Here is a 26,427-nt window from a genome sequence, read left to right as displayed (position 1 = left end):
CCCGGCACTGGGGGAGTTCCGGAAGGACTTTGCGGGTCTGGTGGGCCAGGTCTACGAGTATCCGGGCGCCAAGTCCGACAAGAACCCGGGTTTCCAGGGCGCGACGGAGGTCCTGAAACACGACGTGTTCTACAAGCGGATGGAAACAGACTCCAAGGATCGGGCGGACGCCCGGGCCCTGCTGAAGGCGCGCCTTCTGGACATCATGATCGGGGACTTCGATCGGCACCGCGACCAGTGGCGCTGGGCGAAGTTCCCGGAGAAGGAGCTCTGGCAGCCGATCCCGGACGACCGGGACCAGGCGTTTTGTCGCTATGAAGGCCTCGTTCTCGCGCTCGCCCGGCCCCGCGTCCCCATCCTCCAGAACTACAGCGACCACTATCCCGGGATGGAGGGTCTCACCTGGAACGGCCGGGACCAGGACCGTCAGCTCCTGGCTGGCCTCGAGCGGCCGGTCTGGAAGGAGGTCGCCCAGGAGCTCAAGTCTCAGATCACGGACGAAGCGATCGAGAAAGCGGCCCATCGCATGCCCCCCGAGTACTTCGAGATCGATGGGGCGCGGCTCATCCACGACCTGAAGGGCCGGCGCGACCGGCTGGTGGCGGGGGCGGAGGCTTTCTACGAGTACATCGCGGACAAGGTCAAGGTCTACCTGACCGACGGGCCGGAGTACGTAGAGGTCAAGCGGCTCGACAACGGGGACACCCTCGTCCAGGTCTGGCGGCAGGGAGAGGACGGCAAGCCTACGGGGGAGCCCTTCTTCCGTCGCACCCTGCACAAGGGCGAGACCCAGGAGGTGCAGATCTACCTCGAGGGCGGCAACGACCGCGTCGTCACGCTGGGCAAGCCCAACAGCATCACGGTGCGCGTGATCGGAGGGCGCGGCCATGCGGTGGTGGACGATACCAAGGGCGGGGGCACGCGGCTCAGTGACACCGGATCGGGCGAGCTCCTCCCGGGGCCCGGCTCTCACCTCGACCGCCAGCCCTACACCCCCCCGCTACCCCCCAAGAACGCCTCCTGGATCCCACCCCGGGACTGGGGGCGAGACATTCTTTTTGTCCCCTGGCTCTCGTACGGCAGCGACCTCGGCGCCCTCATCGGGGGCGGGATTGACACCCAGGCCTTCGGGTTTCGCAAGGAGCCCTACTCGAGCCGCCACATCATCCGCGCCGCCTGGGCCACGGCGGAGAGCACGTTCCGGGCCGACTACAAGGCGGAGTTCCGGTTCGAGAACCGGGGAGTCTACGTGGGCTGGTATGCCTTTGCCTCCGGGGTCGAGGCGAGCCATTTCTTCGGCTTCGGAAACGAGACAGGAGACGGCGGGAACCAGAACTCCGATGTCTTCAAGTCCAGGCAGCTGCAGTACGGCTTCACGCCCAGCGTCTTCATTCCCATCGCTAAGGACCTCACCTTCTCCCTGGGCCCGACCATCAAGTACGGCTCCAGCCAACACAAGCAGGACCTCGCCCTCATCAACCTGCAGCGGCCGTACGGGTACGGAGACTTTGGTGAGGTCGGGGGCACGGGCACCCTGGAGCTGGACACCCGTGTCGAGGCGTCCAAGGCGCCGGGGGGCATGGCCTTCCGGAGCCTCGGCTACCCCCGGGGCGGGGCGGAGGTACGCGTCACGGGCCAGGTCTGGCCCAAGGCCTGGGACGTATTGGAGACGTTTGGTTCGGTGGAGGGAAGGGCCGCTGCTTACTTGACCCCCGGGGGTGACAAGGCCCCCACCTTGGCCCTGCGGGCGGGCGGGAAGAAGGTTTTCGGCAACTACCCTTACTTCGAGGCAGCCTACCTGGGCGGGGGGCTGGGCGGGTTTGGGCCGTCTGCGGGAGACGAGCCGGTGCGGGGGCTGCAGCGCCACCGGTACGCCGGCGACGCCGCGATCTACGGAAACGCCGACCTCCGCATCTACATCTCGCAATTCCACATCTTCCTGCCCGGGTCCTGGGGAATCCTCGGCTTTGGCGACGTGGGTCGCGTCTACTACAGCCTTGAGACCTCCACGAAGTGGCACGCCGGCTACGGGGGCGGGCTCTGGTTCGCCTGGCTCGACCGCGCCAACACCCTGAGCGTCTCCTACGGGCGGAGCGAGGGACACAACGGCATCTACGCCCGCGCCGGGTTCGCATTCTAGTCGGTCGGGGGGAGAGTCAGTTTCTCGAGGCGCGACTACTGGTCGGCCCCAAGGTTGCTCCGAACGTCGGCGAGCGTCAGATCCCAGCGACCGTCGGGCAAATTACGTCCTCGCGGTAGCCTCTTGGCCGACCAATCGTGAGAGACTAGAGTCTCCTCTGGGGCGGGGAGGTCTCATGCCAAGCAGTGCCGCGATGAGTCTGTTCGTGGTTGCAGCCTTCATTCTCCTCATGACGCCGGGGCCAGCTGTCACGTATATCGTTGCTAGAAGCCTGAGCCAGGGTCGCACCGCGGGGCTTGTCTCGTCCCTCGGAATTGGCCTTGGCGGTCTCCTTCACGTGACCGCAGCCGCCTTGGGCCTTTCCGCGATCATCGCGTCGTCAGCGCTCGCCTTCAGTGTCTTGAAGTACGCGGGCGCCGCCTACTTGATTTGGCTAGGACTACAGAAACTCCTAAGCGCCGGCACTGAGGTTGCGGAGGCGGCTCCCGCCCGCGAGTCTCTTCGGCGAATCTTCTGGCAGGGCGCAGTTGTCAATGCTCTTAACCCAAAGGCGGCTCTGTTTTTCTTGGCCTTTCTTCCGCAGTTCGTTAACCCCCAAGGATCCCTGGTCCCCCAGGTACTTTTCTTGGGGATGACCTTCGTCACTATGGCGATTGTGACGGACTCGGCGTGGGCTCTCGCCGCCAGCACGGCCGCCGTCTGGCTGAAGGGTCGTACCGGCCTGGCTCGGTCGGGAAGGTACCTGGCCGGGTCGACCTACATCACTCTGGGCTTGGCAACCGCATTGTCGGGCTCAAGGCACGATTGACGTTCATCCGATGTGGGGGAGAGAGAGGACCTCGCACGCGCTCATGACGGCGTGACTCGGCAGCAGCAAGTCCCCACCGGGCTGAAACAAGATGACCAGCGACCGCCGCGGAGCCCCCCGAGGAGAGGTCGAGGTGCCAGTCCGTGTTCGGCGAGGGGAGTGCTCGTTCGCCGCACAACTCAAATCACTGTCCCGCCTAGGCGCTCTCATCGAGACGACGGAGGCCTTTCCCGTCGGCACGCCCCTTCAGGTAGTTCTGGAGCTGCCCGGAACGGGCGGGGAGACACTCGTGCGGGGCGAGGTCGTTAGGGTCACGCACGTCGAAGGCGCGCACAGACTGGCCATCTTCTTTGCCCCGTTGCCTCCGTTCACGCTGGCTCGGATCGAATCCTTCGTGGCACTCCATTCGCCAGGCTAGTCGAGCCTCGGGGTACGGAGGGCGTCGGAGTCGAACCGTACGGCAAGAGTCTTTAGTTCGGATCATTCCGATCGTCCCCAGCCACGTTTCCACCAGCGGAGGCCATCGCGTGATGTCCCATAGACGCTCCAAGCGGAGTTACCTTCGGGAGACGGTCCTCGAGACGGTCCTTGACACGCGTCCCTCTGGGACATAGGGTTTCTCGCTGTAGTTCACACGCTTTCGAGGGGCCGCGATCCGTCCAATACTCCCCGAGGCGGCGGCGTTGGAGCAGATCCCTAGGTGCAAATCGGAAAGGAAGGCAGGGGCATGAAAGCGGCGACCACTCTTCTCGGCACGGTTCTCTCGCTCTCGTTTCTTGGCACGGCCACGGCCAGTACCTACGGGTCGGTCGAACCGATCGCCAACCCGGCAGTCATCGACACCCAGCTGCTCAGAGACCAGCCCCTCGATGTTCGGGGGGCCTTTGCCGCGCGCCTCCTTCAGTGCGGCATCGTGGACCGGGTGATCCACGCGCTCTCCACGACCCGCTCCATCACTACGATAAACGGCCTGAACACACACTTCGAGGTCGGCGCGGGAGGCTTCGCGGGACATACCAATCCGGCCTACGTCTACACCGTGATCGACAGCGGCCCAAACGCGGCTAGTATCGACGACATCAAGGTGTTGACCGACAGCCTCGGGTACGTCTTGTCACAGGGGAGCGCGTTCCTGCTCGACGCCGACAATACGGCCAGCTTTGACTTTCCAGCGAATTACGTGGTCTTGAACTTCGGCACGCCTCCGCCGCTCGAGCGATCGGCGGCCCTGTTCGATACCGTCGGCCGTATCGATCCCCAGATCTTCGTAACCGACACCAGCGGCTACACGCAATACGGCCGCGCGTACCTTTCGCTGGAGTCCGCTGTGCCGGACGCGGAGTTCATCACCGGCTACGTACAGGCGGCGGCGCAGTTCGGCGTCGAATACACTCCGATCGTCAATGGACTACCGTCACTCTTCCAGGGGGGTGCCGCCTTCCCGGGCAACGACTGGAGCCAAAGCCCGCACGGTGAGGACTATCTGGCCCGGATTCCAGCGCAAAGCCATGCCGAACTCGGCAAGATTCGCGATTTCCACCTCCGCGTCACGCGAGAGGTCCTGGACAAGCTGGGGCACGACAAGGACCACGATGCAAGCGATGAGCGACTGCTCCACGAGGTGACCGAGTTCAAGTGCCGTTGAGCGCTTTTCACGGCAAAAGGGTAGGGACAGGAGGCGCATAAGCCCGCCCCGCAAGAACTCGAGCGTGTGGGTTCCAGGCTGGCCCGTCAGGCCTTTCGGCCCCCCACCCGCGTATTGCGCAGCCCCTGGGACGCCTGCGCAGACCGGACATTGCCGACTCCAGGCCGACACGGGTGAACTCGGTCGTGGGGTGTGAAGGCCCTGACCGGGCCTGGACCTTGCCGTTGGGCTGGCGCTCGCGCCGCCAGATGCCGTGAGTGATCCCGATGAGCTTCCGGAACACGACTGTGAAATGGCTCTGGTCCGTGAAGCCCAGCGAAGCCGCAATTTCCGCCACCGACGCCTCGAGGTTGGCTGAAACCCACGGCAGGGTGTTGTAGCGTTGTGGAGAGAGATGTGCCGCGATGGGCTGCACCGTCCGCGCCGTGTGGCGTTGAAAGACGCTCGAGACTGGCGTATGGTCGCCGGCGGCCTCGTGGGTTATGAACCACTGTCGTACCTCGAGGCACCGCAATTGCCCTCCCGCTCGTTCCACCCCCGCTTGCCGCCATGTTCTCCTTCGCGCATGATGACCGGGGATGAGCCCCGCCGACCTGACCGACAAGTGGCCGGCCCTGCCCCTTGCCGAGTGGAAGGACACCTACCGCACCCTGCACCGGTGGACGCAGATGGTGGGCAAGGTCCAGCTCGCGCTAACGCCCCGCACGAACCACTTCTGGAACGTCACCCTCCACCTGAATGCCCGCGGGCTCACCACCATGGCGATACCCGTCGGGACCGGAGCCTGCACGATCGACTTCGACTTCGTCGACCACGTGCTGCGCATCGACGTCGGCCACGGCGACCGACGCTTGATTCCGCTCGCCCCTCAGCCGATTGCCCAGTTCTACGAGCGCTTTATGGCCACGCTCCGCGCGCTCGGCATCCAAGCCCGGATCTGGCCGATGCCGGTGGAGGTGCCCGATCCCATCCGCTTCGACGGGGACACCGCCGGCGCCTACGATGCCGCTGCCGTCGAGCGCTTCTGGCGCATCCTCGTGCGGGTGGACGCCATCCTCGGAGAGTTCCGGGCCCGCTTCATCGGCAAGTGCAGCCCCGTGCATTTCTTCTGGGGAAGCTTCGACCTCGCGGTCACCCGTTTCTCGGGCCGTCCGGCGCCGCCCCGGCCCGGCGCCGACGCCATGACGCGCGAGGCGTATTCCCACGAGTGCAACAGCGCGGGATGGTGGCCGGGCGGCGGCGCCATCGATGGCCCAGCCTTCTATGCCTACGCGGCGCCCGAGCCCGCGGGCCTGTCTGCGGCCGGCATCGGGCCCGGCGCCGCCTTTTACAGCGCGGACATGAAGGAGTTCATCTACCGCTACGACGACATGCGCTCCACCCCGGATCCCCGGGCAGCGCTGCTCGAGTTTCTTCAAACCACTTACGAGGCGGGGGCGAGCCTCGCGAAGTGGGACCGTCCGGCGCTCGAGCGCTCCGCGTCGCCGTAACGCGGGAAGGAGGGTCTTAGAGATGGCCGCGGACGGAGGATGTGCCCACATCGAGAGCGTCAAGGACATCAAGAAGGCGAAGCGCCGGGAGTGCGAGGAGTGCGTGAAGATCGGGAGTACGTGGTTGCACCTGCGGACCTGCCAGAACTGCGGTGGCACGCGCTGCTGCGACTCCTCGCCGAACCGCCACGCCAGCAAGCACGCGGGGGCGTCCGGCCACCCGGTGGTGTGCTCGGCGGAGCCGGGCGAGCGTTGGCTGTACTGTTACCCGGACGACGCTGCTGTCGAGTACTGAGGCCACGAGGCAGTTAGGCGAGTAGCCACGCCACGCACCGAGGTGAATTCATTTCCCGAGACCTGGTGAGCCGATCGGGCGCGCGATTCACACTTTCGCTGCAGCGCCACGGCGCACGCCCGGCGCAGCCCCTGTGCATGATCAGCTTGAGTCGACGCTTATGGCCGGGGCTTGAGCCCGCCGAAAAAGACGGAGGCGAGGGGTGACGATCTTGCGGGAGCAACCGAGCCGCCGCGAGTTGTTCCGGGCCACGCGCGAGCGCACCCGGCGTTTGCTGGAGGAAGTGGTGGGAGAGGACGCGTATTACCAGCGGCCCATCGCGCTCCGTCACCCGATCGTCTTCTATGAGGGCCATCTCCCCGCCTTCGCCTTGAACACGCTGGTCAAATGGGCGTTGGGTAGGCCCGGAATCGACGCCGATTTCGAGGTGCTCTTCGAACGGGGCATAGATCCGGAGGAGGAGACGGCGGAGCCGGCGCCAAGAGCCTGGCCGGAGCGCGCTCGGGTCCAGGAGTTCGCGCGCCTCGCCGACCGTGCGGTCGAGGACGCCCTGGCGGCGGATGGCGCCCGCGCGGCGCTCGCGGTGGGGACGATCCTGGAACACGAGCTGATGCACCAGGAAACGCTCCTCTACATGCTTCACCGGCTTCCGTTGGAGCGTCTGCGGCCTCAGGGCGACAGGCCGCGTCTAGAGTCGGATGCGATCTGTGCCGGGGGGGCCACCCGAGTGCCCTCCGGCTGCGCGACGCTGGGCGCGGATCCCTCCCCGCCTCGCTTCGGCTGGGACAACGAGTTCCCCCGCCAGGTGGTCGACGTTCCGACCTTCGAGGTGGACGTTCTCCCGGTCACGAACGGCGACTATCTGGAGTTCGTGGAGTCGGGGGGCTATCAGGAGCGGCGCCATTGGGACGACCAAGGCTGGACCTGGTCCGCCCGGCACCACCTGGCTGCGCCGCTCTACTGGGAGCGGGGACAAGGACGCTGGTCCTGGCGAGCTCTCTTCGAGGAGGTGCCGCTGCCGCTTTCCTGGCCCGTGTACGTCAGCCACGCGGAGGCCTCGGCATATTGTCGTTTCCGGGGGCGCCGCCTTCTGACCGAGGCGGAGTTCCACCGCGCCGCCTTCGGGTCTCCCGAGGGAGGAGAACGCCCCCATCCTTGGGGCGACAACGCCCCCCGGCCTGGGCACCACGGCAACTTCGGCTTCGTGTCCTGGGATCCGTGGCCCGTGGGCTCGTGCCCGGCGGGAGCGAGCGCCTTCGGCGTCCAGGAGCTCGTCGGAAACGGCTGGGAGTGGACCGCGACGCCATTCCACGGCTTTCCCGGATTCGAGCCTATGGCCTCCTATCCCGCCTACTCGTCCGACTTCTTCGATGGTCGCCACTACGTGTTGAAGGGCGCCTCGCCGGCGACCGCCGCCGCGCTGGTGCGCCGGACGTTTCGGAACTGGTACCGCTCTCGCTACCCGTATCCCTACGCCAAGTTCCGGACCGTGACCTCCTGAGCCACCTTCGGTGCTAGAGCAACCCCACCGGCCTCTGAATCCGTTCTTCCATCGCGGTGCTGAAAAGCGCCCCGATGACACTCATCTGGTAGACGGTGAATAACTTAGCTCGCCTCGAAGGCTGGCTGCCGAGTAGCGTGAGCCCCGCAAGGGCCTCCGATCTGCAACACTGTGATTCTGAGTCGCTTGAGTCCAAGCACACGACCTCCGCGAGCACCGAAAGTGCGGATGAACCGATTCAGGAGCGCGACAACCTGTGTTGAGCTGAAGCGGTGAGCAGCTCTTGAATCCAGCGAGGAGCAAATCGTGATGACGACGCATCACGTCTGGTCTTCGGCAGTTTTGCTAGCGGTGATCACCGCTGGATGGTCATCGAGTCCTCAAAGACCCCACAGCCTGCCGCCGGACCCTGGCCACGACCCGACACTGATAAATACATGTTTGATTACCAACAACGTGAAACGCCTTGTGGATTTTTACGAACCCATCCTGGCCATGAGAGCGAAGTGGTCCAGTGAAGATTATGCGGAGTTTCCGACGGGCGTTGGAGTGCTGGCGATTTTCTCGGAGGAGGCTCAAGAGAAGTACATTCCCGGCTCGACGGAAGCAGCAAAGAACAAGAGCATGGTCCTAGAATTCAGGGTCACCGACGTCGATCAAGAATACCGAAGACTGCAGAGCTCTGTGAAAATCTGGGTCAAGCCGCCTACCACCCAGCCCTGGGGAACTCGTTCCGTTTACTTCCGTGACCCGGACGGAAATCTTGTCGATTTTTATACGCCCCCATAGCTCAATAACGAACGTCTCAATCACCTGAGGCGGCGCGCGATCGCAGTGGCGCGCTACGAAGCGCGCAGCCGTGGCCTGGCGATCCCTGAGGTTCCGCTACCTCGGCACCAGCTCCGTGGTCGTCGCCCTGGACTTCGCCCGGCCCAGGTCCCGTGCGAACTTGACCGCGCCCGGGGTGTGGTATTTCTCCAGGTAGGCCGAATCGATCAAATCCTTCAGTCGTTCGCTCCTCGTCCGCACGGCGCGGACCGGGATCTCCCGACCAGAGACCTGAATGAGGCCGCGCGGCTCCTCGAGAAACGTGCGGTACCAGCTCCGTGGCTTCAGGCTCCACGACCGGACGAACACGCGGCCTTGCACCACGACGGCCCAGATGCGGATGAAGCGGTGGGTCCTTGTGCCCGCCCGGATGCCCAGGACCTGCCCGTCGCTGATGGCCGCCCGGATGGCGGCTCCGAACGTGCGCCCGATCCCCATGGCTCGCCTCCCGAGTCAATCGCTCGGGCAAAGACTAGCGTCCGCCCGCGCTGCCTTGCAACCCGTCTCGCCCACGGGAAGCCCGTATCGACGAGGAGTGGGAACTGCGGCTCCTCGTGACGATCGGTCTCACGCCCTTTCAAGCGCTCCGGACGGCGACCGTCGTGCCGGCTCAGTTTCTCGGTAGAGAAGCTTGAGTTCGGTACGATAAGCGTGGGGAAGCGGCCGATCTCCTCCTCGTCCAGGCGAATCCGCTTGTGGACCTCGGCAGCTTGAAGCAGCCGCTGGGCGTGATGATTCGAGGGCAATGGCTTCCTCCAGAGAGGCTGAAGCGGATGCCCACGACGCATGCGCAAGAGCGCTAGGTCAGGGATTCGTCTTCCCGCTCGGTCTCTCCCCGCGGGAGGGCGGCTTTGAAGGGGAGGACCGTGGAGAGGCTGGCTCTTCTAGGCTGGTGTAGCGGGGCCGTCAAATCGTAGACTGAACGCGTGCGGGCCCATCTTGCAGCCCTCAGCAGCGCGACAACGGCGGCGCCGGCCGGACCGACCTCGCCGAGGTCGCACGCTCAGCGCTCGGCACCCCGGACGATCGCCGCGAGTTCCCGGCGCTCGCCTCCGACGCTGCGCTCCGGGCGGTCGGCATCGGGTTGCCACCAACTACGCTCTCGGCAGAACCACGACGCTCGCAGTCGTGTAAGCGTCGGGCCGCCCGCCCGGGGTCATCTAACACATGGAATAGACTGCGCTTTTATGTGACGCCCATCCAGTGAAAGACATGCGTCGGCCTGTCGATGCGGCGCTGGCTCGTTCGTCGCCACTTTAGAAGAACGGTGTCAGGAGGATCGCGGGCGATGCCCTGTACGGAAAGGAATTAAGCTCATGTCGAGGCTTCGGGTAAACGCATTTGGAATCTCCATCGATGGTCATGGCGCCGGGCCCGACCAAGCTCTGGCCAATCCGATGGGCGTCGGAGGGATGGCACTGCACGAGTGGGTCTTCGGCACGAAGACGTTCCAGAAAATGGCCGTCGACTTCGCTGCATCGCTGATCGGTGACGAGGTCGGCCGAGAAGGCGTCGACGACGACTTCGCCGCGCGCGGCTTCAAGAACATCGGCGCCTGGATCATGGGCCGCAACATGTTCGGGCCCGTGCGGGGCCCCTGGTCCGACGACAGTTGGAGGGGATGGTGGGGCACAAACCCGCCCTACCACGTCCCCGTCTTCGTGTGTACCCACCATACTCGTTCGCCCATCAGGATGGAGGGCGGAACGACCTTTTACTTCGTGACCGATGGCATCCATGCCGCTCTAGAACGCGCGAAGGAGGCCGCCCACGGCAAGGATGTCCGACTCGGCGGTGGCGTTGCCACCATTCGCCAGTACCTCACCGCTGGGCTAATCGACGAGATCCACCTCGCGATCTCCCCTGTGCTTCTGGGCAGGGGCGAGCACCTCCTCGCCGGCATCGATACGGTGGGCCTCGGCTACAAGTGCACGGAGCACGCCTCCACGGACCACGCCACCCACGTCGTCCTGATGAAATAGCCTTACGCCAGCGAGAAGAGCGCTATGAAAGTCATGGTGCTCGTCAAGGCCACGAAGGAGTCCGAGGCGGGGATGATGCCAGACGAGAAGGTCTCGCCGAGATGGGCAAGTTCAGAGAGGAGCTCGTCAAAGCCGGTGTCATGCTCGCCGGAGAGGGACTACACCCAAGCGGCAGAGGCAAGCACTTGCACATCGCGGGCGGCAAGAAGACGCTCATCGACGGTCCCTTCGCCGAGACCAAAGAGCTCGTCGGCGGACATTCGATCTGGCAAATGAAGTCGCTGGACGAGGCAGTCGAGTGGGCCAGGCCCTGCGCCGAGAGCCTATCCGAGCGTAAGAGTCATTTACGGACGCGAAGCGAAGGGGTGAGTTGTCCATAGCCGGATTTCATCACCTGACCCCTGCGGGGGGGCTGTAGTCACCCGCCCTGGGGCCTTCGAGGCCCCGAGAGGGAGGTGGGAAGCCCAAATGTCCGATCTCCTTCCACGTCCCGAGGCCGGCAGAGAGGGGCAGGGCGGCGGCTGCCCCTTCCATCCAGTATGTTGCCTGCATGTTCACGGTGGCCAATCGCACCGACCGTTCATTCGGGGTACCAACGGGTTACGCCGAAGCGCGGATCTTGCCGAACCGCGCAGCCCCTACGCAAAGCCGTAGGCTCTGCGAGCAGCTACTGAAGCCATGGACGACAACCGCCGCAATGGGCCCCGCGGGTTGCACACGAAAGCAATTCCTGACGGGCCATTCTGCGTATCATTGAAGCGTCTGGATCGGCTCGACGCGTTGGTGCGACGCACAAGAAGGGCCCCGGAGGCAACTATGAGGGTCATCGCGCTTCTCTTAAGCACCGCCGCGCTCGCGAGCGCCGCGGCCGCCTCGGGGGCGACGAAGCTCATGATCGCGATCTCTAGGTGCCAGGTCGAGGTCACGCGCCAGCTGCTCGAAGCCGGTGCCGACGTCAATGCCACAGACGAGCGGGGAGAGCCGATCATCCGCTGGCTCGCCTCCGGCAGGAGTGGGTGCACAGACGCGGATGCGTTCGAGGTGGCGAAGCTGCTCGACGAGCATGGGGCCAGGTTCGAACGCTCCTCTGGGAAGTCCGGCCCCAGCCTGTTGGCTAACCTCGCGCCGCGACGCATGCCCAGGACGCTCGCCTTCCTCGCGTCGAAGCGCGGTGCAGGCGATCCGACCGAGGCGCTGCGGGCCATCGCGAGCCGCGACGACCTCGAATCGGTCCGGGTCCTTCTCGAGGCGGGGGCCAACCCGACCGAGGGTGCCGCGATGGGCAGCGCTCTAATGGACGCAGCGCTGGCCGGGCGGCCGGGGTCGGTCGCCGAAATGATGAAGCACGTCAAGGACACGCAGTCGCCCAAGGTGCTCGCGGCCTACGAGGCGGCGCGGAGGAGTGGCAACGAGCCGGCCGCCGAGGCATTCACCCGCGGCGGAGTGACGCCGCCGCCGACGCTCGCGAGATCGGCCTGCGAGCCACGGGGACTCACCGCCGAGGAGTCGAAGCTGCTCGCGCGGCTCGGCCTCGTTGACGCACCCAGGAGCTGCAAGTTCATCCAGGAGTGCGGCGACGTCATCCTCATCGATTGCAACTCGGCGGCCGACGGGCCCGCGTACTACATCGATCAGCGAGCCGCCACGTTGCTGGCCACATGCGGCGGCGCTTGCATGCGCGGTTGCACGGGGTGCCCCCCTAGGGCGTGGACGTGCGAGTGCCGGCGATGACGTGCGGACTCTGTCGGACCCGCGGCCGTTCTGCTAGCCGGTACCGCTCCTTCGAGTCGGGCTCGCCGTCGCGGGCGGCCAGCCCATGACGGTCTTCCACGATCCCATTACGGCCGCAACCATTGCGGATCCGAGCAGCACGAAGCTTGACGTCGTGAGATCAACGTAGGAACGTCGGGCCTGAGGCCGGCTAGTCGTCGTCTGCCATAAGTATGACGAGGGAGAGCAAGGTAGGCCCGATGAGTCGTGACGGAGCGCGTCTCGGCTTAAAGAAGGAGGAACGATGAGCAAGAACCCCACTTACCACGCGGCCGCCATCCCCTACCTCATGATCCGGGGGGCGGCGGAAGCTCTCGACTTCTACAAGAAGGCCTTCGGGGCGGGGGAGACAATGCGGTTCCCGATGCCCGACGGGAAGATCGGGCACGCGGAGATCCAGATCGAGGGCGCCCCGGTCTTCCTGGCCGACGAGAGTCCGGAGTCGGGGATGCGGAGTCCGCAGCAGCTAGGCGGGACAACGGTGACAGTCTCCGTGTACGTCAAGGACGTGGATGCATTCGCCAAGCGGGCCGAGGCTGCGGGGGCGACGGTGATACGGCCCGTGGCCGATCAATTCTACGGCGAGCGCAATGTAGGCTTTCAGGACCCGTTCGGCCACATCTGGTACTTCAGCACGGTCAAGGAGACCCTCACGGTCGAGGAGGTCATGAAGAGGATGCCGAAGTAGACCTGGCGCGACGCCGACTCCCACTCTGATCTAGCCCCTGTTTTCGACTGGACAGCCCGAGACGCTCCGATTCGTTAAGTTCTCATAGCACGCACTGAACTCCAGAGCGCACCTCGATTGATCCAATCAGGGTACAGCTTGAGCATTTCGTCATATAGTTCCCGCGCGGTCGTCGTCTGCATGGCAAGGCGCTCGAACTCGCGGATATATTGCCGGGTTTCTCCAATGATCCCAGGGCTATCATCGTTCCCGACGCGCTTGTGCCCGGCGACTACTGCGCGTGGCTTAAGCGACTCCATTTTGTCGAGGGCAGCAATCCACTCTTGGCGCTTCTGCTGATCTGGCGACTCTGACAGATGCAGATGATCTCCGTTGTAGGCGGCATCACCGGCAACGATCAAACCGATTGATGGAACGTGAAGGCAGGTCGTGCTAGCAGTGTCGGTGAATCCGAGTGGCACACTGACCAAGTCGTGGCCTTCCAGCTTAATGACGCTTCCAGTCAGCTCTTCCGCGATCGCAAGCTGGCTGGAAATCTGGTCGGGAAAGCGCGGATTCCAAAACGTATCGAGAGACTCTGGCGATGCTTGCTGGCGCATGATCTCAATCACCTCCGGCCGCGCGACGAAACGGGCACCCGGAAATCTCTCCAGAACTGTACTGGTGCCGAAGAAATGATCGCCGTGGCCATGGGTGGCATAGATCGTCGTCAGATTCTTGCGCCTCGCCACCACCCAATTCGCCAGGGCCCGAGCCTGCTCGACCGTAATAGGGGTGTCGATCAGGACAGCGTCCCGCTCCCCAGAAATAAGGGTTGACGAAATCGGCGGCCACGGCCGCTCTTTTTCACCTGGAGGCAGATCGCTCGTGATGGCAGGTATGCTGGGCGCCAAGAACACGTCCCACCTCAGGGATCTCTCTTGAGTTGTACGTCCGGAGTTGGAGGCACCGCTGTCGGATTGTTCGTGCATCGAAGGGGCTTGGTGCATTGGCCAAGTCGAGGCCGTTACGAGAGTGATTCCGAGAGCATCCGAGAGGAACTCCCGTCTTGAAGTCGTTATTGCCTTTGCGGACCGCATACTTTGCGCCCTTTCTGAAGCGACAGCCTACGACTTGGCCAATCCTAGGACCGCCTGGCCGAGGTGATAGGACAGATGGCTCGTACGGCTCAGCAGGACGGCAAAGCGATTGCGCGAGGGGTCTTTGGAGAAATCGTCTTCCGATACGGCAGTGTGCCGCTGGAGCCAGTCGGACCACGCCATTCCTTCGATGCCCTTCCGCAAATCACTGTTAACGGCGTCCCATGCCTGGCGAACCTGTTCGTGCGAAGGAGTGGCGGCCTGCGACTTGTCGGGATTGGAGACGAAGGCGGCGTCAAACTCCGGATGGAGCCGCGCTCCCAGTCCCAACAACGGCAGCATCGCGTCGTGTACGGCTGTGAGATGCCCCCACAAGTAAAGCAGTCTGTTCCTGCCCGGCGCTATTTCCCGCTGGACCTCCTCGGATGAAAGGCTTCCAAAAAGCTTGTCCGCTCGTTCAATTTGCGCCTTCCACACCTTCAGTGCCAGAGCTACATAAGCGCCTTCGTTTCCCATAGTTCCCTCCCCCTTTCGGCCACTCCCTCTCATCTATTCGTGTCGAGCCACTTCCGAATATTCGCGGCGGTGTCCTCGTAGAACGTCTTGTAAAGGCCAGGCGATACGTAGGCGATATGCAGCGTTGCCAGCACGTTGTCCTGCGTCCGGAAGGCGCGAAATGGAGGCAGCGGCTCAATGGCGAATCCGTCGATGGGCGCGCCGGCAATCTGCTTGTTCTTCAAGACGCTGATCAAAGGCGGCTTCGTGGGCCGGGTTCGGCGCGGAAATCCGTGCGGACGACGGCGCGCAACAGCTCGCGCAACTGCGAGGCCCGCTCCTTGCCCAGCGTCTCTTCGAATTGAGCCTGCGCTTTGGCCCATCCATCGAAGCCGGCCTCGACGCGCGCCAGGCCCGCCGTCGTCAAATGCAGCTCTTTCCGCCGGGCGTCGCCCCCACCCCTCCTCACGAGGATCAAGCGTCTCCGCTGGAGCGGCAGGATGTTTCGTCCCAGCGTCGTGCGGTCCATCACCATGGCGCGCGCCAGGGCGTTGATTGTTGTCGGTCCGAGTTCCTTGAGCCGCGCGAGGATCGAGAACTGCGTACTCCGTAAGCCCGCCGCCGCCAGGCGCTGGTCGTACACCTGGGTCACGTAGCGAGCCGCTTCGCGCAACGCCGCGCAGTTGCACCGGGTCGATGGGGGTGGGGCGACTTGGCCGGCGGTCTGTTCGGGGTGTCGTGTCATAAGCGTATCTACACATAACATAGGAGTAGATACGCCTTTGTCAAGCCCTGGCGGCTGTAACAAGGAAGTCGCGGCCGTCCGCGGTTTTCGCTGCTGCACGGGCCCCCTATCCGAAGCCCGATCGGGGGGGACCCTGAGGGGGGCTCTGTGGTGGTTGTGGACGCGACCCCCAAGGCTGATGTTTCGTAGCGCGTCCAAGAAACGTGGGAGTCGTTTCGAGGCCGCGCCCGTCATGTGGGGGAGTCAGGATGCCACGGTACCACGAACCGACGGCTGGGCAGGTCCGATAGCCTTGGGCAGGCTCTGCTGGTCGCAACCGGCTGCAGGGGGTCGCGTTCGGTCAAGCGCTCCGAGGATCGCGCAGAATGTCCCTTGCTGTGCGCCAACTGGTCCTGTGAGTGCAGGCCTTGGCCCTTTCCCCGGGAACGTGGTAGCTTCGCGGGCGCGCCGCACACGCACGGAGGTCGATATGGTGCGCAAGCTCTGGCTCACCGGCGTCGTCCTTGCCCTGTCCATCGGCTGGCTGCTCGCAGCCGAGCAGACCAACCGGGTGACGATCCTCTACGACGCGTTCGGCAAGGACGCCGCGATGAAGAAGGACTGGGGGTTCTCGGCACTCATTGAGTACGACGGGAAGCGAGTGCTGTTCGACACCGGTAACGACTCGGAACTCTTCGCCCAGAACGTGAAGGCGGCGGGGATTGACCTGAAGAAGGTCGACTTCGTGGTGATCTCGCATCGCCACCTCGATCACACCGCAGGACTGAGCCACCTGCTGTCCGTGAACCCAAGTGTGAAGATCTACGTCCCCCAGGAGGTCCTGGGCGGCGTCTTCGGGACGTCCGTGCCCGGCACGTTCTATCGCAGGGACCCGACGCTCCCGCAGCACATGCGCTACTTCGGCGACCACCCGCCGGAGCGGATCGTTCTTGGCACGGCGTGGGTGGGTGCCAGGTTCGAGCACATCGACAAGACCCAAGAGATCGGGCCAGCGATGTTCCTGATCTCGACGGTCTCGGACACTCCCGGAACGAAGGAGATGCGCGAGCTCTCCTTGGCTATCCGGACGCCCGAAGGCGTCGTCTTAGTGGTGGGCTGCTCACATCCCGGCATCGAGCGCATCGTCGAGGCCGCGACCGGGATCGACAAGCGGGTGCGCCTTGTGTTCGGCGGGTTCCATCTCCCGACGGCGAAGGACGAGGAGGTTTCTCGCATCGCTACGGCGCTGCACGACGGCTTCAAGGTCGAGAGGCTGGCTCCGGGGCACTGCACCGGGGAACCCGCCTTCGCCTTGTTCCAGAAGACTTGGGGAAGTGATTACGTGTATGCGGGCGTGGGCAGCGTGATTGCCCTCCCATGAAGGGGCAGAACCAACCCTCGCGTAACCAAGGGCAAAGTGTTGCGACCCATCCTTTGTAGTCAAGGAGTTACGAGGATGCATCGCAATGGTTACCGTTGCAGAACCCCACGCCCACCAGTCGCTGAATCACTTGAGGCGACACGACTACCTTGCCCCTGGCCGCACGACCGTTGGTTCTGGGCCAGCCATGACGCCGTGACCACCGCGTTCCCGGGCATGGGGAAGACGGGTCGCGTGGAGGAGAACTGCGCCGCGGGGGAAGGCCGCCGCCTCTCTCGCGGCCTGCTGGCCGCCCTGAAGCTACACGCCTGGCCGAGAGACTCTTACGAAGCCCACGAATCGACACGCTCAGCGGTGGGCGAACCCCGAGGTCGTCGGCCTCGTTGTGCTCACGAGCGCATGCGGGATGTTCGGCACTAGAGGAGTGCATGATGGAAGACGCTAATCGAACGTGCCCCAAGACCGGACGGCCAATCCCTTCGCCGTCGCCGCGAACACGAGACCTGCGGCCCCTGACCATTCTGGGCTTCGCCTCCCTGGCCTGGTTCCTGATCCGTGTGGTGCCCAAGCCGACTCGCGCGACTTATCCCTGCCAGAGGGCAGCAGCGCCCCTGGCGGCGGGATTCCTTGCGTGGCTGGCGAGCCTCGCGGCGCCGGCGGTTCTGTTCCGAAAGGCTCGCGCTCTCTCGGTGGCGGGCCGATCAAGATCGGCGTGGCTCCTCGCGGCGGCTGCGGCGGTCGCGGGCGGAGCCTGGTCGCTGACGAGTTTTCCCGCCCTGCTCCGCGCGCACGCGGCAACCGAACCGCCCTACGTGCTGTTCGACGGCCCGCTGGAGCCAGTCGGCATCGGTAGAGGCATCGTCCCCGGCCGCGTGGTCTGGGTGCATGACCCCAAGGCCGTGCACTGGGAGCTGACGGGCTCCTGGTGGGAGGATGCCTACAACGACCAGGCGGCCATCGACGGCATGCTCTCCCACTCCCTCCAGTGGCTGACCAACCAGAAGACGGATGCCAAGGCCTGGGACGCGCTCTTCCGGCACTTCAACCGGACACATGGGCGTGGGAACGCGGGCTACAAGGCTGGCGAGAAGATCGCCATCAAGGTCAACCTCAACAACACGACGGGGCACAACACCATTCCCCGACTGAACACGTCGCCGCACCTGACGCTATCGCTCGTGAAAGAGCTCGTCGGTGTCGTCGGCCTGAAGCCTTCCGCGATCACGATCCTGGACCCCAGCCGCTTCGTGCCTTCAAACCTGTACGACAAAGTCCACGGTTCGTATCCCGACGTCGTGTTCGTCGACCATATCGGCGGCGATGGCCGGATCAAGGCCGAGTTCAAGCTGGGCGCCATCCCGTTCTCGAGTCCCGGCGGCAATGCCACCGGCATCGCGACCGCCGCGCTCGAAGCGACCTATCTGATCGACGCATCGGTTCTCAAGGGGCACGTGTCCAGCGGCGTCACCCTCTCGGCGAAGAACCTGTTTGGTTTGACCAGTATCGATCCCGACTGGCACAAGAACGCGCACAACGGCTTCGGCCCCAAGCGGGACGGCACGCCGAGCTACTCGGCTTTCACGGATTTCCTGGGACACAAGGACATGGGGGAGAAGACGGTGCTGTTCTTGATGGACGCGCTCTACGCCAACGACCTCGTGGACGATCCACCGCACTTGAAGTGGAAGATGCCGCCGTTCAACGGCCAATGGCCCGCGAGCCTGCTCGCATCCCAGGACGGCGTAGCCCTCGACTCGGTATCCCTGGACTTCCTGCGGTCGGAGTGGCCGAATCTCGCGGACCTCTCCTACTGCGACGACTACATGCGCGAGGCCGCGCTGGCCGACAATCCCCCGTCCAAGACGGTCTACGACCCCGAGGGCGACGGAACTCGGCTCACGAGCCTCGGAGTCCACGAGCACTGGAACGACGCCGTCCACAAAAAGTACTCCCGGAACCTCGGGACAGACAAAGGGATCGAGCTCTATACCGGGCCGGAGTAGTCACGAGAGAGCGCGCTCTTCGAGCCAGTCGACATAGAGCCGGCGCTCCGCGAACAGCCACGCGCCGTCCCTCTTCACGAACGTGTCGAGGTAGCGCAGCGACGCGAGCATCAAGCGCCGCGTTCCACCATCGACCGTGACGTGGTGCGCCAGGGTGTAGGCCTCCCCGCTGGCGCGGTCGGCCGCCAGCGTGGAGATCGTGCTCTGGCCGACGAAGTGCGTGGTGGCAGCGTACTTACTTAGCTCGGCGAAGACCGGAGCGAGCGCCTCCCGCGTGTGCAGGTCCTGTGACGGCTTCGGATCGTTGGCGTTCATGTACACCGCGAAGTGGGTGTCCGCGGTGAACAGAGCCATTTGGCCTTTAGCATCGCGCCGATCGGCGCAGTGTGCGTAGGCCTCGACGAGCTCCCGGATGGCGAGGCGATCCGCGGCCTCGTCAGGAGCGATGGCGGCGTGCTTGCTCATAAGTTGGTCTCCCCTCTCGCGCGAGTCAGACGGTTACCAGCGGCAGGCTTCTACAGCGTTTCCCGGTCAGCCGGGCCAAGGCATTGACCACTGCCGGTGAGATCACCGGGACCGGCGGCTCGCCGCCCCCGGAGGGTGCCTCGCTACTCGGCGCGATGTGCACGTCCACGGCGATCGGTGCATCCACGATATACGGCGGCGTGAAACCGTCGAAGTTCCGCTGCTCCACCCGCCCGTCCTTGAGTGTGATCGCTCCCTTGGCCATGAGCTGCGTGAGGCCGAACGCGACTCCTGCCTGGAACTGGCTTTCCACGCCCAGCGAATTGACGGCGAGCCCCAGGTCGACGGCGATGGTTACCCGGTGGATGCGGGGCCTCTCGTTCTCGATGGAGACATCGACGGCGCAGGCGACGGCGGTCCCGAAACATTCATGACACGCGATGCCGGCGGCGTGCCCCGCCGCCAACGTGCTGCGCCACCGTGCGCTCCTCCGGTCCAGGAGATCCAGGGCCGCGCGGAGCTTCTTTGCGTCCGGCTTGAGGAGCTTGCGCCGGTAGGCGATGGGGTCAGCTTGAGCGCGTGTGGCCAGCTCATCGACGAGCGTCTCCATGACGAAGGCGCTGTGCGCATGCCCGACCGAACGCCACCAGAGCACGGGCACGTTGACTGTCGGATGGTGAGCGGAGACGTGGAAGTTGGGGATGTCGTATTGAGTATCGGCCGCCCCTTCGACAGCCGTGCTGTCGACGCCGTCCTTGACGATGATGGCCTCGAACGGCGTGCCCGCGGTGATGGACTGGCCGACGATCACGTGTCGCCACGCCAGCGGCGTTCCGTTCGGGCCCACGCCGATCTCGACTCGGTGTACGTGCATCGGGCGGTAGTACCCCCCCTGGACGTCGTCTTCACGAGTCCAGACGAGCTTGACCGGAGTGCCAGGAGAGCGCTTGGCGATGGCCGCGGCCTCGCGCGCCACGTGGCTGTCGGGAGTGGCGCGCCGTCCGAAGCCCCCACCGGCCATCTCGGTGTGGAAGGTGACCTGCTCGGGCCTGAGACCCAGGACTTCGGCAATGGCTGCCTGGTCGGCGGTCTGGAACTGCGACCCGGCCCACGCTTCCGCGCGGTCGCCGTCGAAACGGATGGTCGTGTTCAACGGCTCCATCGGGGCATGGGCGAGGTAAGGGAATTCGTACTCGGCGACGATCCGGGTGGGAGCAGCGAACGCCTCGATCTTCTTATCGTCCCCACGGCTCGCCGCTACCTTGCCGGGCATGCTCGCCAGCGTCTTGTACTTCGCCCAGAGCAGTGCGCTGTCAGGTCGCTCCAGCGCGGAGAGGTCCCAATCGACCTTCAAGCGGTCTCGAGCCTGCTTGGCGGCCCAGAACCTGTCGGCGACGACCGCGACGCCGGTGCCTCGGGCGAGCGGGATCTCGAATACGTCCCGGACGCCGGCAATGCGGCGAGCGCCCTCGTCGTCGAAGCGCTTGACGCGCGCCCCGAAGACCGGCGGCCGCGCGACGACGGCCGTCTGCATGCCGGGGAGGTCGAGGTCGAGACCGAACTTGAGCGAGCCGTCGCACTTGGAGCGACTGTCGAGGCGCCGGACCCTTCTACCGACGAGACGGAACTGTGAAGGATTCTTGAGCGACACCGTAGCGGGCAGCGGTTGCTTTGCTGCCGCTTCCGCGAGCTCGGCGTACCTGGCCGACTGGCCGCCGGGACCGTGCACGACGCTGGCTTCCGTGCGGCATTGGGGGGGGGAGACGTCCCACTGCTGGGCGGCAGCAGCCACGAGCATGGCGCGTGTCCGGGCGCCCAGTTCCCGGTACTGTTGGAACGAATGTTTGATGGAGCTGGAGCTTCCCACCATCTGGAAGCCATAGATTGGGTCCTTGTAGACCTCAGCGGCGGGCGCCAGCTCCGCGATCACCTGCGACCAGTCTGCGTCCATCTCGTCGGCCAGGATCATGGGAAGGGACGTCTGGACTCCCTGCCCGAACTCCAGCCGGTTCACCTTGACGAGGACCTTGCCGTCGGGCCTGATTTGTACGAAGGCGTCCGGCGGGTAGACCGTCGGTGCGGGCGTCGCCTGACCTGCCTCTTGCGCATGCACCGGGAGATCGAGATGGAGGGAAACGATCAGGCCGCCGGCGATCGTCGCGGAGACACGGCAGAAGCTCCGCCGGCCGAGCAGGAAGTCGTTGGCGGCATTGGTTGCGGCGCTCATGCGATGCCTCCTACGCCAGCTGGTGCGAAGCCGTCTTAATCGCCTCGCGAATGCGAACATAGGTCGCGCAGCGGCAGAGATTCCCGCCCATCGACTCCTCGATGTTGACGTCGCTTGGTCGGGGCGTGCTCTTGAGAAGGGTCACTGCACTCATGATCTGTCCGCTTTGGCAGTAGCCGCACTGGACGACGTCGTGCGCGACCCAGGCGTCCTGCACGGCGCGCCCCACCGGATCCTCGGCCATGGCCTCGATGGTCACGATTGGGCGACCGCCAACCATAGAGACCGGCACCACGCAGGAGCGCGTGGCGATGCCACCGAGATGTACCGTGCAGGCGCCGCAGGCGGCGATCCCGCAACCGTACTTAGTGCCCGTCATCTTCAGGTCTTCGCGCAACACCCAGAGCAGCGGAGTACCGGGATCGACGGTGACCTCCTTCTGCTGACCGTTAACGGAGAGCTTGTAGGTTTCCATGACGACCTCCCGACTCAGCGATTCCCGGGACAGGGCGCTCCCGCCTCGACCCATCTGCGTGTGGCGGCGACGAACTGCTCATGCGTCAGCGGGGGCAGCGTGCGCGCGGTGCCGTCGATCCGCCGGCCGGGCTGGAAGGCCCAACTGACAAGGGCCTCTTCTTCGTGGTGCTTCACGATGCCCGGTCCATCGAGGTCGTGGTTCTTCGAGCGATCGGTGATCGCCCGGCAGACCTCGGTGCTGGACAGGATCTTCCCGCTCGTGTCCTGCCACCTCATGGACAACGGCGCCAGGTGCCAGCCGTGCCCGCCCGGGACGCCGGTGCTGTCGGCGTTGGACTCCTGATGACAGGTCACGCATTGCAGCGCCGGAACACCCTTACCCTCGGGCCCGCGTACCACGTTGGCGAAGTGGCGCTGGCGATCGTCACCTTGTTGAGGATGGCTCGTGGCGGTGTGACAGTTGATGCAGCGGGGAGAGGTCAGCACGGAGTAGACCTGTTGCCAGGCGGCGACGCCCTCCGCGGATGTCGGCGCGTCCGATTGCCGGGCAACGTGGTCGCGAGACGAACCGGGGGAGGCCAAAGCGACCCATGCCCCGCATGTGACCAGAGCCAGCGAGGTTGGCTGCAGTGCTGTATGGAGGCCCATGAGTGATCTCCTTCCGAGTTGCCTTCGCACGCCTTAAGGTTCATGTTTCTGCTGCCCGCCCGTCCAACACACTGTTGTTATCGAACCAATATCCGGAGCCTATCGATATGGAACTACGGCATCTGCGCTACTTCGTGGCCGTCGGAGAAGACGAGCACTACGGACGCGCCGCACAACGGCTGCGTGTGGCCCAACCGGCACTCTCCAGTCAGATCCAGGACCTGGAGCGTGAGATCGGATTCCAGCTCTTCAACCGCCTGCCGCGGGGCGTTCGCTTGAGTGCGGCCGGGAAGGTGTTCCTGGAGGACTGCCGGCGGATTCTCCAAGAACTGAACGACGCGGCGATCCGCGCCGAGCGTGCGGCGCGCGGGCTGATTGGGACGCTGCGGGTGGGTTTCACGGAAAGCGCGTCCTGGCACGGCGTCGTTCCCGACACGCTTCGGGAATTCCGCCGAAGGCACCCGGAGGTGGAGCTGCAGCTCAGTCCTCTGATCTCGCTGGACCAGGTCGAAGCGGTCCGATCGGGCCGGTTCGATGCGGGGTTCGTCTACCACGTGCCGAGACCCGATCCGGATATGGACCAGGTTCATGTCGGCTCGCATCAGGTCGTGCTCGCCACTCCAAAACGGCACCCAGTGTCGAGATTCAAGCATCTCCGGCTGCGTGACCTGGCCGACACCGACTTCGTCTGGTTTCCACGGCGGCAGCATCCAGCGAACTACGACCGCCTTCTACAAGCGTGCTCTCGCGGCGGCCTGACCAAGCCACGGATCGTGCAGGAGGCCGTGGACGAGGCCACGATGCTGAGTCTCGTGTCCTGCGGTCTGGGAGTCGCGTTCGTCACCGACGCGACGCGCTGGCGCTGTCCCAAGGACGTCGTGCTTCGGAGAGTCATCGACCTGCGTCTGCCGATCACGGTATCCCTCATCTCGAGGAAGGACAATGGGTCGCCGCTGCTGGCCAGATTCGTGGCGGACGTGCGGCGGCAACTCGTCGAAACGCGGGCGCCTACACGTACCGTGAACAGCGGCGCCGATTCGATCGCGTAGCTCGCGCCGTGCGTACGTAAACGACCGGCGAGGAGTGGTCGTCGAGGGCGATCTCTTGATCAGAGCCTCGGCGGACTCCGCGAGGTGATTTATCTAGCCTTCTGATCAAGCCCCCGTTTCGCCAGGACGGGCCTAGACGCTCCCACTGGAGGACTAACGCGCGGTTATCATCACTTGAGTCGTTGCGCTACGGCTGTCATTAATGACGCTGTGGCCTCGCGGGGCCCCGGGAAGGGGGTGGAAAGGGTAAGTGTCCGACCTCGTTCCATGTCCGGAAGGCGGGCCTGAAGGGGAGAACCCCCCCCGGCCTGACCCGCCTAAAGGCGCTCGCACTAGACACCGTCTCCTCTGAGCACTCCCGGAAGGCCTACAGCAAGGCTATCGGGTACCATGCCCCAGACGGCTGGCCCGTCGCGGAGGCGCCGTTGGGGAGGTTCGCTCAGAGGTGAGCACCCGCGGAGTCGTGTACCGTGGAGGCTGTCTGAATGAAGCATGAACCTATGAGAGCTCGTGGGGGCGTCTTCATCCCGGTCCTTCTTGGCCTGCTTGGTGGCGTGGCTTGCGACGCTCGGCTCGTGGGGCTGCTGTTCCCGGGCGCGAGGGGGCCGACGCCGGCACCCGCCAAGCCAATTCCGCGAAACGCCCCCGTTTGGGCCGACCGGAAGGACGAAATCGCAGCCCGTATGGCGTGGGGCCGTAAGCACATGCTCTCGAACTATGACAAAGTGGGCCTCCGGGATCCGAAATGGGACGACGCCGCGCGCCAGTTCATCGAGGCCTCGCTCCCCACGATCGTAGGCGGGGAGGGCACGGTGCCCGCGGACCGGCGCATCGCGTCCGGGAGAGCGATCGTCGACCGCGGCGGCAAGGATCCCCTCGTGCTCTACCTCTTCGGCCGTGCGCTCTTGGATGGGACCTGGGACTCCGCGGAGCCGGAGTATTTCTTCGCCCAGGCCGTGGAGGGGATGAAGACGGTACCCTATCCCCGCGCGGTGGCTCGGTGGGCGGCTTCCGCGCTCTACGGCCGATACGAGTGGCGGAGAGAGGGCGTTGGGCTGCGGGAGACACTCCGGCCGCTTGAGCTGGAGTGGTTTGAGCAGTCTCTGGTCGATGGGAGCTTCGAGCCCAGCGATTCTCCTGTGCTGCTCTCCTTCCTCGACAACGGGACCGGCCCGGACTTCCTCACACGCTCGAGCGTAGGGGCGGAGGCGGCGTTGCAGAAAGCAACCTGGGTTGAGCCCTGGGTCCGGCTCTGCCTCTTGGGCGTGGTACGCCACCGCCAGGCGTGGGAGGCCCGCGGCCACGGGTGGGCGAACGAGGTGAAACCGGAGGCCTTGGCGCGGTTTAAGAGCCTTAGCGCCCAGGCTCGTCATGATCTCAGCGAAGCCTGGATGCTGCGGCCGGACCACCTCGAAGCACCCTACTACATGATGGGGGTCGCCGAGGATGACCCCGTTCCGGACGAGGACCCTCGGGTCTGGTTCGACCGCACCGTCGCGGCCCAACTCGACGCCCTCGGCGCGTACGAAGACGCGCTCCGGCACCTCTTGCCACGGTGGGGCGGGAGCTACGAGGCCATGCTGGCTTTCGGACGCGAAGCTCTCGATACGGGGCGCTTCGATACCGAGGTGCCGCTCTACGCGCTGCGCGCGGTTACGAAGATCCACCATGACCAGAAAGACACAGTGGGGGGCGCCGGCGGTATCCCGATCTACGAGTGGCCCGAGACCTATCCCATGCTCGTTCAGATGCTCGAGAGCTACCTCAAGGAACCGAAGCAGGCATGCTGCAAGGCCCGCTTCGAATCGCTCTGGACGACCATCGCCGACCACGCGGGTAAGCCCCAGGAGGCGCTCGCCCATCTCAAGGCGGCGGGGTTCCAGCTCACGTCCGAAGCCGCCGGCCATCTCGAGGGCGAGACCCGCGATGAGTTCGTGGCTCGGATCGCGCTCGCGGCCGGGCCCGCCGCGGCAGATGCCCGTCGAGGCGATTCGCTGCGGCTGGCTTTCGAGAACGGGGCCGCCCTCGAGGCCTATCGGGCGGCGTTGTCGAAGGACCCCTCAGCCCACACCGCGCCCGCGCTCCGCCGCTGGGTGGCCGCCCTCGAGACGGAGCAGCGCCTGGGCCGCGGCGATTGGGTACCCATCCTTCCCCAATCGGACGCTCTCGAAGGCTGGCGTCCGCTTATGGGCACCTGGCATGTCGAGAAGGACGGCGCCCTCACCGGGACGGCGGGCGCCCGCGGGCTGCTCATGGTTTCGGACGCCCGGGTGGGGCCGAACTTCGAGATGAAGGGGAGGGTCGAGATGGCGGCGAGCACGAATGGCGCGTTTCAGGGCGGTTTCGTGTTCGGGCATCCGGCCTGGGAGAAGGACAACTGGTTCAGCTTCCGCGTCAAGCGCAACGCCCGCGAGGGGACGGTGGCGTATTTCGCACAATACCTCTCGAGACCAGAGGGTGTCGCGCCGATGGTGGAGGTGCACGACGCCAACGACATCCTGATCCACGTCGAGGACGGCGTCATGGCCGCCTTCGTCAACGGAAAGCAGGTCCAGCACCACTTCGTGCCGCCCGCGGGCTGGGACAAGGCTGACCGCGAGGCGGTGGTTGGCTTTGCGGGCTATCCGGACGAGAACCTCTGGTCGCTGCGCTTCCGCGGCGTGCAGGTCCGGCGGCTCGCGAAATAGTCTAGCTACGCCGCATCAGAGAGGGGTTCCACCCGGATTACGGTT

The 26,427-nt window shown here is 65.1% G+C and carries 24 protein-coding genes and 1 pseudogene; 16 read left to right on the top strand and 9 right to left on the bottom strand.

Annotated features, from left to right (window positions below):
• The 8 genes from VN461_18715 to VN461_18680 form a co-directional block, all read left to right on the top strand.
• A partial coding sequence (locus tag VN461_18715; GenBank protein HXB56802.1) for a hypothetical protein occupies window positions 1-2,140 on the top strand: 2,140 nt, incomplete at its 5' end.
• Between the two features lie 193 nt (window positions 2,141-2,333).
• Window positions 2,334-2,948 (top strand): LysE family translocator, encoded by a 615-nt coding sequence (locus VN461_18710; protein HXB56801.1) that lies wholly within the window; start codon window positions 2,334-2,336, stop codon window positions 2,946-2,948.
• Between the two features lie 91 nt (window positions 2,949-3,039).
• Window positions 3,040-3,366, top strand: a complete 327-nt coding sequence (locus VN461_18705; protein HXB56800.1) for a PilZ domain-containing protein — start codon at window positions 3,040-3,042, stop codon at window positions 3,364-3,366.
• Window positions 3,367-3,675: 309 nt separating this feature from the next.
• Complete coding sequence (locus tag VN461_18700) at window positions 3,676-4,593, top strand: hypothetical protein (GenBank protein HXB56799.1); 918 nt, start codon at window positions 3,676-3,678, stop codon at window positions 4,591-4,593.
• Window positions 4,594-5,171: 578 nt separating this feature from the next.
• Window positions 5,172-6,083 (top strand): DUF5996 family protein, encoded by a 912-nt coding sequence (locus tag VN461_18695; GenBank protein HXB56798.1) that lies wholly within the window; start codon window positions 5,172-5,174, stop codon window positions 6,081-6,083.
• Window positions 6,084-6,105: 22 nt separating this feature from the next.
• On the top strand, window positions 6,106-6,378 hold the full coding sequence (locus VN461_18690) for a UBP-type zinc finger domain-containing protein (protein HXB56797.1): 273 nt from the start codon (window positions 6,106-6,108) through the stop codon (window positions 6,376-6,378).
• A gap of 202 nt (window positions 6,379-6,580) precedes the next feature.
• Window positions 6,581-7,879 carry an SUMF1/EgtB/PvdO family nonheme iron enzyme gene (locus VN461_18685; protein HXB56796.1) on the top strand — a complete coding sequence of 433 codons (1,299 nt, stop codon included), beginning with the start codon at window positions 6,581-6,583 and terminating at the stop codon, window positions 7,877-7,879.
• Between the two features lie 309 nt (window positions 7,880-8,188).
• The gene (locus VN461_18680) at window positions 8,189-8,668 is read left to right on the top strand and encodes a VOC family protein (GenBank protein ID HXB56795.1); all 480 of its coding nucleotides are present in this window, start codon (window positions 8,189-8,191) and stop codon (window positions 8,666-8,668) included.
• A 96-nt stretch (window positions 8,669-8,764) separates the two neighbouring features.
• Here the strand turns inward: VN461_18680 and VN461_18675 are convergent, their stop codons facing one another.
• Window positions 8,765-9,145 carry a DUF2255 family protein gene (locus VN461_18675; protein ID HXB56794.1) on the bottom strand — a complete coding sequence of 127 codons (381 nt, stop codon included), beginning with the start codon at window positions 9,143-9,145 and terminating at the stop codon, window positions 8,765-8,767.
• Window positions 9,146-10,023: 878 nt separating this feature from the next.
• Between VN461_18675 and VN461_18670 the strand changes: the two genes are divergently transcribed.
• The 4 genes and pseudogenes from VN461_18670 to VN461_18655 all read left to right on the top strand — a co-directional run bounded on the left by VN461_18670 (window position 10,024) and on the right by VN461_18655 (window position 13,147).
• Window positions 10,024-10,689, top strand: coding sequence for a dihydrofolate reductase family protein (locus tag VN461_18670; protein HXB56793.1), 666 nt, complete (start codon window positions 10,024-10,026; stop codon window positions 10,687-10,689).
• Window positions 10,690-10,713: 24 nt separating this feature from the next.
• A pseudogene (locus tag VN461_18665) lies at window positions 10,714-11,003 on the top strand (YciI family protein).
• A 502-nt stretch (window positions 11,004-11,505) separates the two neighbouring features.
• Complete coding sequence (locus VN461_18660; protein HXB56792.1) at window positions 11,506-12,420, top strand: ankyrin repeat domain-containing protein; 915 nt, start codon at window positions 11,506-11,508, stop codon at window positions 12,418-12,420.
• A 283-nt stretch (window positions 12,421-12,703) separates the two neighbouring features.
• On the top strand, window positions 12,704-13,147 hold the full coding sequence (locus VN461_18655; protein ID HXB56791.1) for a VOC family protein: 444 nt from the start codon (window positions 12,704-12,706) through the stop codon (window positions 13,145-13,147).
• Between the two features lie 74 nt (window positions 13,148-13,221).
• Here VN461_18655 and VN461_18650 read toward each other — a convergent pair whose 3' ends face one another.
• The 4 genes from VN461_18650 to VN461_18635 all read right to left on the bottom strand — a co-directional run bounded on the left by VN461_18650 (window position 13,222) and on the right by VN461_18635 (window position 15,373).
• Window positions 13,222-14,046 carry an MBL fold metallo-hydrolase gene (locus VN461_18650; protein ID HXB56790.1) on the bottom strand — a complete coding sequence of 275 codons (825 nt, stop codon included), beginning with the start codon at window positions 14,044-14,046 and terminating at the stop codon, window positions 13,222-13,224.
• A gap of 207 nt (window positions 14,047-14,253) precedes the next feature.
• Window positions 14,254-14,742: a DinB family protein gene (locus VN461_18645; GenBank protein HXB56789.1), complete on the bottom strand. Its 489-nt coding sequence runs from the start codon at window positions 14,740-14,742 to the stop codon at window positions 14,254-14,256.
• 29 nt (window positions 14,743-14,771) lie between these two features.
• Window positions 14,772-14,966, bottom strand: a complete 195-nt coding sequence (locus tag VN461_18640; protein ID HXB56788.1) for a hypothetical protein — start codon at window positions 14,964-14,966, stop codon at window positions 14,772-14,774.
• Window positions 14,967-14,974: 8 nt separating this feature from the next.
• On the bottom strand, window positions 14,975-15,373 hold the full coding sequence (locus tag VN461_18635; GenBank protein HXB56787.1) for a MarR family winged helix-turn-helix transcriptional regulator: 399 nt from the start codon (window positions 15,371-15,373) through the stop codon (window positions 14,975-14,977).
• Window positions 15,374-15,935: 562 nt separating this feature from the next.
• On the opposite strand from VN461_18635, the gene VN461_18630 reads away from it, so the two are divergent.
• Window positions 15,936-16,826, top strand: a complete 891-nt coding sequence (locus VN461_18630; GenBank protein ID HXB56786.1) for an MBL fold metallo-hydrolase — start codon at window positions 15,936-15,938, stop codon at window positions 16,824-16,826.
• Window positions 16,827-17,254: 428 nt separating this feature from the next.
• Window positions 17,255-18,829: a DUF362 domain-containing protein gene (locus VN461_18625; GenBank protein ID HXB56785.1), complete on the top strand. Its 1,575-nt coding sequence runs from the start codon at window positions 17,255-17,257 to the stop codon at window positions 18,827-18,829.
• On the opposite strand, the gene VN461_18620 is transcribed toward VN461_18625, so the two are convergent.
• Genes VN461_18620 through VN461_18605 form a run of 4 tightly spaced genes read right to left on the bottom strand, consistent with a single transcriptional unit; the run spans window position 18,830 to window position 22,646 of the window.
• Window positions 18,830-19,294, bottom strand: a complete 465-nt coding sequence (locus VN461_18620) for a nuclear transport factor 2 family protein (protein ID HXB56784.1) — start codon at window positions 19,292-19,294, stop codon at window positions 18,830-18,832. It abuts the gene before it with no gap.
• 25 nt (window positions 19,295-19,319) lie between these two features.
• Window positions 19,320-21,521 carry a xanthine dehydrogenase family protein molybdopterin-binding subunit gene (locus tag VN461_18615; GenBank protein ID HXB56783.1) on the bottom strand — a complete coding sequence of 734 codons (2,202 nt, stop codon included), beginning with the start codon at window positions 21,519-21,521 and terminating at the stop codon, window positions 19,320-19,322.
• A gap of 10 nt (window positions 21,522-21,531) precedes the next feature.
• Window positions 21,532-21,996, bottom strand: a complete 465-nt coding sequence (locus VN461_18610; protein ID HXB56782.1) for a (2Fe-2S)-binding protein — start codon at window positions 21,994-21,996, stop codon at window positions 21,532-21,534.
• 14 nt (window positions 21,997-22,010) lie between these two features.
• Window positions 22,011-22,646: a hypothetical protein gene (locus VN461_18605; protein ID HXB56781.1), complete on the bottom strand. Its 636-nt coding sequence runs from the start codon at window positions 22,644-22,646 to the stop codon at window positions 22,011-22,013.
• A 2-nt stretch (window positions 22,647-22,648) separates the two neighbouring features.
• Between VN461_18605 and VN461_18600 the strand changes: the two genes are divergently transcribed.
• Both VN461_18600 and VN461_18595 read left to right on the top strand, forming a co-directional pair.
• On the top strand, window positions 22,649-23,695 hold the full coding sequence (locus VN461_18600) for a LysR family transcriptional regulator (GenBank protein HXB56780.1): 1,047 nt from the start codon (window positions 22,649-22,651) through the stop codon (window positions 23,693-23,695).
• A gap of 683 nt (window positions 23,696-24,378) precedes the next feature.
• Window positions 24,379-26,382 (top strand): hypothetical protein, encoded by a 2,004-nt coding sequence (locus VN461_18595; protein HXB56779.1) that lies wholly within the window; start codon window positions 24,379-24,381, stop codon window positions 26,380-26,382.
• Window positions 26,383-26,427 lie beyond the last annotated feature (45 nt).

It is taken from the genome of Vicinamibacteria bacterium (genome assembly GCA_035570235.1).
Classification (GTDB): Bacteria; Acidobacteriota; Vicinamibacteria; order Fen-336; family Fen-336; genus DATMML01.
The sequence above is the reverse complement of the archived record's forward strand: the minus strand, read 5'-3'. Positions and strand labels throughout refer to the sequence as shown.